Source organism: Mycobacterium sp. pW045, assembly GCF_041287085.1.
Classification (GTDB): domain Bacteria; phylum Actinomycetota; class Actinomycetes; order Mycobacteriales; family Mycobacteriaceae; genus Mycobacterium; species Mycobacterium algericum_A.
The window spans coordinates 507,394-515,175 of sequence record NZ_JBGGKU010000002.1 but is presented as its reverse complement, the minus strand read 5'-3'; the positions used below and the strand labels follow the sequence as shown (position 1 = coordinate 515,175).

General features: G+C 69.0%; 7 protein-coding genes and 1 pseudogene. 6 read left to right on the top strand and 2 right to left on the bottom strand.

Going from position 1 to position 7,782, the window contains the following annotated elements:
• Positions 1-77: pseudogene (locus tag ACAG20_RS04835) on the top strand (type VII secretion protein EsxI); the annotation flags it as partial.
• 90 nt (positions 78-167) lie between these two features.
• Here ACAG20_RS04835 and ACAG20_RS04830 read toward each other — a convergent pair.
• Positions 168-1,259: a hypothetical protein gene (locus ACAG20_RS04830; RefSeq protein ID WP_112687079.1), complete on the bottom strand. Its 1,092-nt coding sequence runs from the start codon at positions 1,257-1,259 to the stop codon at positions 168-170.
• A 109-nt stretch (positions 1,260-1,368) separates the two neighbouring features.
• On the opposite strand from ACAG20_RS04830, the gene aspS reads away from it, so the two are divergent.
• Positions 1,369-3,138, top strand: a complete 1,770-nt coding sequence (aspS, locus tag ACAG20_RS04825) for an aspartate--tRNA ligase (RefSeq protein WP_112687081.1) — start codon at positions 1,369-1,371, stop codon at positions 3,136-3,138.
• 42 nt (positions 3,139-3,180) lie between these two features.
• Positions 3,181-3,588, top strand: a complete 408-nt coding sequence (locus tag ACAG20_RS04820; RefSeq protein ID WP_112687083.1) for a PaaI family thioesterase — start codon at positions 3,181-3,183, stop codon at positions 3,586-3,588.
• A 6-nt stretch (positions 3,589-3,594) separates the two neighbouring features.
• Here the strand turns inward: ACAG20_RS04820 and ACAG20_RS04815 are convergent, their stop codons facing one another.
• Positions 3,595-3,939, bottom strand: a complete 345-nt coding sequence (locus ACAG20_RS04815; protein WP_013829284.1) for a transglycosylase family protein — start codon at positions 3,937-3,939, stop codon at positions 3,595-3,597.
• A gap of 448 nt (positions 3,940-4,387) precedes the next feature.
• Between ACAG20_RS04815 and ACAG20_RS04810 the strand changes: the two genes are divergently transcribed.
• Genes ACAG20_RS04810 through ACAG20_RS04800 form a run of 3 tightly spaced genes read left to right on the top strand, consistent with a single transcriptional unit; the run spans position 4,388 to position 7,762 of the window.
• Positions 4,388-5,227 carry a DUF3097 domain-containing protein gene (locus tag ACAG20_RS04810; protein ID WP_370491721.1) on the top strand — a complete coding sequence of 280 codons (840 nt, stop codon included), beginning with the start codon at positions 4,388-4,390 and terminating at the stop codon, positions 5,225-5,227.
• A 55-nt stretch (positions 5,228-5,282) separates the two neighbouring features.
• Positions 5,283-6,392 (top strand): NDMA-dependent alcohol dehydrogenase, encoded by a 1,110-nt coding sequence (locus ACAG20_RS04805; protein WP_370491720.1) that lies wholly within the window; start codon positions 5,283-5,285, stop codon positions 6,390-6,392.
• A gap of 26 nt (positions 6,393-6,418) precedes the next feature.
• The gene (locus ACAG20_RS04800; protein WP_370491719.1) at positions 6,419-7,762 is read left to right on the top strand and encodes a replication-associated recombination protein A; all 1,344 of its coding nucleotides are present in this window, start codon (positions 6,419-6,421) and stop codon (positions 7,760-7,762) included.
• Positions 7,763-7,782 lie beyond the last annotated feature (20 nt).

Sequence of the window (7,782 nt, the reverse complement as noted above, 5' to 3'; positions counted from 1 at the left end):
CTCACGGTCAGAAGGTGCAGACCGCCGGTAACAACATGGCCAACACCGACGCCTCGGTCGGCTCCAGCTGGGCCTGACCCAAGCCAGAACACAGCCGAGAACCGGTGCAGCCCACGGGCTGCGCCGGTTCTTGGCGTTAGCGAGGTCGGTTCAGCGCGCCGGGCGGGTTACCGGCCGGGCACCGATGCCGAGGCGCACGCGCCCAGCACCGTGGTGGAGATGAAGGTCGCTGCGTTGGCCAGGTAGTTGTCCGACGGGTCGTAGGTCGGCAGCGCCAGCACGAACGCCCGCCGGTACTGCGCGGACAGCTCCGCGAAATCCTGCAGGGTGGGGTTGTTGCTACGGCGACCCAGCTGCTGCATCTTGTTGGCCAGGCTGATCATCACCGGGCCGACCGCCAGGTTGATCGCCTTCTGCTGGGGATTCCAGTAGGTTCCCGGGATGCTCGGGTCGATCTCCGTCCATTCGGCGGTGTCGGCGCCGAATTTGTCCAGTGCCGCTTTCCAATCGGCGCAGACCGGGTTGGGCCCGGTCAGGTAGCGCTGGGGGTTGGTGGGGTTGCCCGGCGGGGCCGTCTTGGTGGGCGCGGACTGTGCCTCGACCAGCGGCGCGCGGGTGGCCGCCGATCCGTTGTTGGCGGCCGCGCAGATCGCGGCCAGCGCCGAGGCCGCGCTGTGCGCGGTACCGGCCAGCGCGGCGTCGCGTTCGGTGTAGGTGGGAATGTGCTCCACGAATGCGCGGGCATAGGCGATGAACTGCTCGTAGAGCTCGCGCATCACCCGGTGCGGGGTGAGCTTCACCAGCCCGACGGTCTGCGCGGCGGCGTTGCGCACCACCTGCCCGGCGGCCAGGTACTCCTTCTTCTGTTCGTCGTTCCACTCCGAGGCCGGGATCGACTGATCGCGCTCATTCCATTTGCCATGCCCGAGCAGCGACAGCGTGTTGGACAGGTTGCTGCTGATCGACCCCCACGCGGTGCAACTCGGGTCGCTCATGATAATCGCCACCGGACCGGTGTCGTCCGCGCTGGCGATGCCGGCGGCGGCCGCGTTACGGCTGGAGCTCCCGCCGTCAGCCATCGAGCCCTTGCCCGGGTCCCCGCCCAGCAGCACCACCGCGGCCAGCACCAGAGCGACCACGGCCAGCACCACCACGGCGGCCAGCCCCCATTTGAGGCTGTTGGATTGCTTTGGCGTGGCGACTTCCTCGTCGTCCTCGTAGTCGTAGTCGAAGTCGACGTCATCGGTCCCATTGGTCACAGTGAGCCAGCTTAAAGCACCGGGCGGCGGGCGGCAGGGCAGCGTGATGCCTCTAGACTTGGCCACCGTCGAACCGTTACCTGACCGTCCTCAAACCAGGGGGTATTTAGTGCTGCGCAGCCACGACGCCGGCTCATTGCGGGCCACCGACGCCGGGCGCAGTGTCACCCTCGCCGGCTGGGTGGCACGCCGACGCGACCACGGCGGAGTCATCTTCATCGACCTGCGGGACGCCTCCGGGGTGGCGCAGGTGGTGTTTCGCGACCCGGCGGTGCTGGAGCAGGCCCACCGGCTGCGCGCCGAATTCTGCGTTGCGGTCACCGGTGCCGTCGAAGTCCGCCCCGAGGGCAATGAGAACCCCGATCTGCCCACCGGCGCCATCGAAGTCAACGCGTCGGAGCTGACGGTGCTCAACGAGGCGGCACCGCTGCCGTTCCAGCTCGACGAACCGGTCGGCGAAGAGGCACGGCTGCGGTACCGCTACCTGGATCTGCGCCGTGAGAACGGCCCGGGGGCGGCGCTGCGGCTGCGTTCGAGAGTCAACGCAGCGGCCCGAACGGTATTGGCCGAGCACGGCTTCGTCGAGATCGAGACCCCCACGCTGACCCGTTCCACCCCGGAGGGCGCGCGGGACTTCCTGGTACCGGCGCGGCTGCAGCCCGGCTCGTTCTACGCGCTGCCGCAGAGCCCGCAGCTGTTCAAGCAGCTGCTGATGGTGGCCGGCATGGAACGCTACTACCAGATCGCCCGCTGCTACCGCGACGAGGACTTCCGCGCCGACCGGCAGCCGGAGTTCACCCAGCTGGACCTGGAGATGAGCTTCGTCGACGCCGAGGACGTGATCGACATCGCCGAACAGGTGCTCAAGGCGCTGTGGGCGCTGATCGGCTACGACCTGCCGACCCCGCTGCCGAGGATGACCTACGCCGACGCGATGCGCCGGTTCGGCTCCGACAAACCGGACCTGCGGTTCGGGCTGGAACTGGTGGAGTGCACCGCGTTCTTCCAAGACACCACGTTCCGGGTCTTCCAGGCCCCGTACGTGGGTGCGGTGGTGATGCCGGGCGGGGCATCACAGCCGCGGCGCACCCTGGACGGCTGGCAGGAGTGGGCCAAGCAGCGCGGGGCCAAGGGCCTGGCCTATGTGTTGGTCGGCGAGGACGGCGAACTGTCCGGACCGGTGGCCAAGAACCTCACCGATGCCGAACGCGCCGGACTGGCCGGACACGTCGGGGCCGCGCCGGGCGACTGCATCTTCTTCGCGGCCGGGCTTGCCAAACCATCCCGGGCGCTGCTGGGCGCGGCCCGCGGCGAGATCGCCCGCCGGCTCGACCTGATCGCCCCGGACGCCTGGGCGTTCACCTGGGTGGTGGACCCGCCGCTGTTCGAGCCCGCCGACGACGCCACCGCCGCCGGCGACGTCGCTGTGGGCTCCGGGGCATGGACCGCGGTGCACCATGCGTTCACCTCGCCCAAGCCCGAACACGCCGACAGCGTGGAATCCGACCCGGGCGCGGTGCTGGCCGACGCCTACGACGTGGTGTGCAACGGCAACGAGATCGGCGGCGGCTCGATCCGTATCCACCGCCGCGACATTCAGCAGCAGGTCTTCACGGTGATGGGGCTGGACGAAGCCGAGGTCACCGAGAAGTTCGGATTCCTGTTGGACGCCTTCAGTTTCGGTGCACCGCCGCACGGCGGGCTGGCGTTCGGCTGGGACCGGGTGGTGGCGTTGCTGGCCGGGGTCGACTCGATCCGCGAGGTCATCGCGTTTCCGAAGTCCGGTGGTGGCATCGACCCGCTGACCGACGCCCCGGCGCCGATCACCGCGGCGCAGCGCAAGGAATCCGGGATGGACGCGCCGCCCCAGCCGCGCTGAGGCCGGTAGACATCGGCAACGGTGTCGGCAAGGCTAGCGGCTATGGATTCGGTTGAATTCGCCCGGCTGGTGGTCTCCAGCATGCCGTTCGCGTCGGCCCTCCAAATCGACATCACCGAGCTGACACCGCAGCAGGTGACCGCCACCATGGCATGGGCGCCGGAACGCTGCACCACCGCGGGCATCCTGCATGGGGGAGCGCTGATGGCGTTCGCCGACACCGTCGGTGCGGTGTGCGCGGTCGCCAACCTGCCGCAGGGCGCCAGCACCTCGACCATTGAATCGAAAACCAATTTCTTCCGCGCGGTTCGCGACGGCACCGTCACCGCGACCAGCCTCCCGCTGCACGTCGGACGGACCACCATCGTGGTGCAGACCGACCTGACCGACGACAACGGCAAACTGGTCGCCCGGGTCACTCAGACTCAGGCGGTGTTGGCCCCGAAGTAGCCCGGCTCACCAGAACGGCTTGAGCAACTGGCGCATCGCCGGCGGCACCCAGCCCTTCACCGACGACGGGAATACCTTGCCGGGACCGCATTTGGGCCAGGCATACGGTCCCTGTTCATCGAGCACCCGGTTGGCGACGGCGATCTGTTCTTCGCGTGACGCCTTCGACGGCAGTCCGACGCCACCGAATGCGCGCCACGTCGACGGTTTGAACTGCAGCCCGCCGTAGAAGCCGTTGCCGGTGTCGGCGGCCCAGTTGCCGCCCGATTCGCATTGGGCGACGGCGTCCCATCCCATCAACATGTTGCTGTCGGCGCGGGCGACGCCGGCCGGCGCCAGTAGGCCGCCCATGATCCCCCCGGTGATCAGCCCGGACGCGGTCCATGCGAGACGCCGCCTGCCGAACTGCACGACACGCCGTGCCGTGTTCCGGTGCATATCACAACCTCCGTGATAGTTGTCTATCAGTGAGGTTTACGAGCATAACGCGATAATTGAGGAAATTGCACATTTTGAATAGCTAAAGATGCAAATGGGATTGGTGTCATTAGTTGGTGTAGTAGTCGTTTAAAGTGGCTAGAGTTAACGCTGTTGTTATTGATACGTATGTTGCGAGAGATCTCTTAGAAATTAAGACAATTTTGAGTGTCTATTGTTGTTGTTGGGGCTATTGATGCTCAAGTGACAGAAGTGGCCGGCGGTGTCCCTAGGCTCGGGGCGCAATCCCGCCGAAAAAAAGTCGTCGGAATCGCGCGGCCGGTTCGCCCGGCGGCGGGTCGGCGGCTCTAGGCTGCCTCGCGTGGCCGACCGCTATGGAACCGACATCCTCGCCGACAACCCGCACAGCGCCCGCAAGATCCGTTCCACCGAGCTGCCGGTGCAGCGCGGCATGGTGGTCGAGGACGCCCAGACCGGTTACGTCGGCGCCGTGACGCGCATCGAATACGGCCGCATCGAGCTGGAGGATCGGCACGGCCGCAGCCGCGGCTTCCCGCTGGGCCCCGGCTACCTGATCGACGGCAAGCCGGTGATCCTCACCGAGCCGCGACCGGCCGCACCCCAAGCGCCCGCTCGCACCGCGTCGGGCTCGGTGGCGGTACCGGGCGCGCGCGCCAAAGTGGCGCTGGCCAGCCGGATCTACGTCGAGGGCCGCCACGACGCGGAACTCGTCGAACAGGTCTGGGGCGACGATCTGCGCATCGAGGGCGTCGTCGTCGAATACCTCGGTGGCATCGACGACCTGGCCGGCATCGTGGCCGACTTCCAGCCGGGCCCCGGGAGGCGGCTCGGCGTGCTGGTCGACCACCTGGTCGCGGGTTCGAAGGAGACCCGCATCGCCGAGGCGGTACGCCGCGGCCCGGGCGGTGCGCACACCCTGATCGTCGGCCACCCCTACGTCGACATCTGGCAGGCGGTGAAGCCCGGGCGGCTCGGCTTGCAGAACTGGCCGACGATCCCGCGCAGCATCGAGTGGAAACACGGCATCTGCGCCGCCCTGGGCTGGCCGCACAACGGACAGGCCGACATCGCCGCGGCGTGGCAGCGCATCCGCGGCCGGGTGCGCGACTGGACCGACCTGGAGCCGGAGCTGATCGGCCGGGTCGAAGAGCTGATCGACTTCGTGACCGCGCCGGCCTGAACGAAATCCGGCTGAATCGGTCCGGTGCGACCACCCAGCCGGTTGGATGGCGAGTATGAAAACAATTGCTGCCGTGGCTCATGCGCCCAACCAGCCGTTCGAGATCATGGAGCTGGATCTGGATGGGCCAGGGCCGGGCGAGGTGCTGATCAAGTTCGCCGCCGCCGGGCTGTGCCACTCGGATCTGCATCTGGCCGACGGCGACTGGCCGAACCGGTTCCCGATCGTCGGCGGACACGAGGGCGCCGGGATCATCGAGGACGTCGGGCCCGGGGTCACCAAGGTCGCCCCCGGCGATCACGTGGTGTGCTGCTTCATCCCCAGCTGCGGAACGTGCCGGTACTGCTCGACCGGCCGGCAGAACCTGTGCGACATGGGGGCCACCATCCTGGAGGGCTGCATGCCCGACGGCACATTCCGGTTCCACTCGGGTGGTACCGATTACGGCGGGTTCTGCATGCTGGGCACGTTCGCCGAGCGGGCGACCGTCTCGCAGCACTCGGTGGTCAAGGTCGACGACTGGTTGCCGCTTCAGACCGCGGTGCTGGTCGGCTGCGGGGTCCCCACCGGCTGGGCGAGCGCCAACTACGACGGCGGGGTGCGCGCCGGGGACACCGTGGTGATCTACGGCATCGGCGGGGTCGGCATCAACGCGGTGCAGGGCGCCGCGCATGCCGGCGCCAAGTACGTGGTGGCCGTCGACCCGGTGGAGTTCAAACGCGAGACCGCCTTGAAGCTGGGCGCCACCCACGCCTTCGCCACCGCGGACGAGGCGATGGCCAAGATCGCCGAGCTGACCTGGGGGCAGATGGCCGACCAGGCGCTGATCACCGTCGGCGATCTGGACGAGGCCGTCACCACCGCGGCGTTCAACACCATCGGGAAGGGCGGCACCGTGGTGGTCGCCGCGCTGGCCAAGCTGGAGAGCCTCGACGTGCACCTCTCGGGGTCGCAGCTCGCGCTGTTCGGCAAGACCATCAAGGGAACCCTGTTCGGCGGCGCGAACCCGCAGTACGACATCGTGCGACTGCTGCGCCTCTACGACGCCGGCCAGCTCAAGCTCGACGAGCTGGTCACCCGCCGCTACACCCTGGAGCAGGTCAACGAGGGCTACCAGGATCTGCGCGACGGCAAGAACATCCGCGGGGTGATCGTGCACCGCTGACGCAACGGCGGCCGGCCGGAAATGGTATGCCTGAAGGCGTGTCCGACGGCCTCTTCGACGTACCCGGCGCGGCGTCAGCAGAACCTGGCGCCACCACGCCGGTGCCGCTGGCGGTGCGGATGCGCCCGGCATCGCTGGATGAGGTGGTCGGCCAGGACCACCTGCTGGGGCCCGGCTCACCGCTGCGCCGGCTGGTCGACGGCTCCGGGGCGGCCTCGGTCATCCTCTACGGCCCGCCCGGCACCGGGAAGACCACGCTGGCCTCGCTGATCTCCGGCGCGACCGGCCGCCGCTTCGAGGCGCTGTCGGCGCTGAGCGCCGGGGTCAAAGAGGTGCGCGCCGTCATCGACACCGCCCGGCGCGCGGCGGCCTACGGCGAGCAGACCGTGCTGTTCATCGATGAGGTGCACCGGTTCTCCAAGACCCAGCAGGACGCGCTGCTGGCCGCCGTGGAGAACCGGGTGGTGCTGCTGGTGGCCGCCACCACCGAGAACCCGTCGTTCTCGGTGGTCGCCCCGCTGCTGAGCAGGTCGCTGATCCTGCAGCTGCGCCCCTTGGGCCCCGAGGACATCGCCGCCGTGGTGGGCCGCGCCATCGCCGATGAGCGCGGGCTGGGCGGGCGCGTCGAGGTGGCGCCCGAGGCCGTCGAGCTGCTGGTGCGGCTGGCCGCCGGGGACGCCCGCCGTGCCCTGACCGCGCTGGAGGTCGCCGCTGAGGGGGTGGCGGCGGGCGAGGTGGTGACCGTCGAAACCGTGGAGGCCTCCCTGGACCAGGCCGCGGTGCGCTATGACCGCGACGGCGACCAGCACTACGACGTGATCAGCGCGTTCATCAAGAGCGTGCGCGGCTCCGATGTCGATGCCGCGCTGCACTACCTGGCCCGGATGCTGACCGCGGGGGAGGATCCGCGGTTCATCGCGCGGCGGCTGGTGATCCTGGCCAGCGAGGACATCGGGATGGCCGACCCGACCGCACTGCCCACCGCGGTCGCCGCCGCGCAGACCGTGGCGCTGATCGGCATGCCCGAAGCTCAGCTCACGCTCGCGCATGCCACCGTGCACCTGGCGACGGCGCCGAAATCCAACGCGGTGACCACCGCGCTGGGTGCGGCGATGGCCGACATCAAAGCCGGTAAGGCCGGGGCGGTGCCGGCGCACCTGCGCGACGGACACTATTCGGGGGCGCAGGCGCTGGGCAACGCGGTCGGCTACCGCTACGCCCACGATCACCCTGACGGTGTTGTGCCACAACAGTATCCGCCCGACGAACTGGTCGGCGCCGACTACTACCAGCCCACTGCGCGGGGCGCCGAACGCGAGATCGGCGGGCGGCTGCAGAAGTTGCGGGCGATCATTCGCCGCCGGGGCTGAGCCCGCAGCGCCGAGCCGGA